The organism is Lysinibacillus sp. VIII_CA, assembly GCF_049943995.1.
GTDB classification, from domain to species: Bacteria; Bacillota; Bacilli; order Bacillales_A; family Planococcaceae; genus Lysinibacillus; species Lysinibacillus pinottii.
The window spans coordinates 1-338 of record NZ_JBNFXM010000095.1 but is presented as its reverse complement, the minus strand read 5'-3'; the positions used below and the strand labels follow the sequence as shown (position 1 = coordinate 338).

Sequence of the window (338 nt, the reverse complement as noted above, 5' to 3'; positions counted from 1 at the left end):
GGAGCTACTGGCGTGACTGGAACTACCGGCTCTACTGGGATTGCTGGGGTTACTGGAACTACCGGCGCTACTGGCGTTACTGGTGCCACTGGTAATATCGGACCTACCGGGGCCACTGGCGCTGCTGGGATTGCTGGCGTTACTGGCGCTACCGGCTCTACTGGCGCTACCGGCTCTACTGGCGCTACTGGCGCTACTGGTGATATCGGACCTACTGGGGCTACTGGAGTTACTGGTGTAACAGGAGCTACTGGCGTGACTGGAGCTACTGGCGTGACTGGAACTACCGGCTCTACTGGGATTGCTGGGGTTACTGGAACTACCGGCGCTACTGGCGT

At 59.8% G+C, this 338-nt stretch carries 1 protein-coding gene; it reads left to right on the top strand.

The features are described from left to right. Nucleotides 1-338, top strand: a 338-nt coding sequence (locus ACP3VS_RS24370) for a hypothetical protein (RefSeq protein ID WP_426390306.1), incomplete at both ends; no start/stop codon positions are given.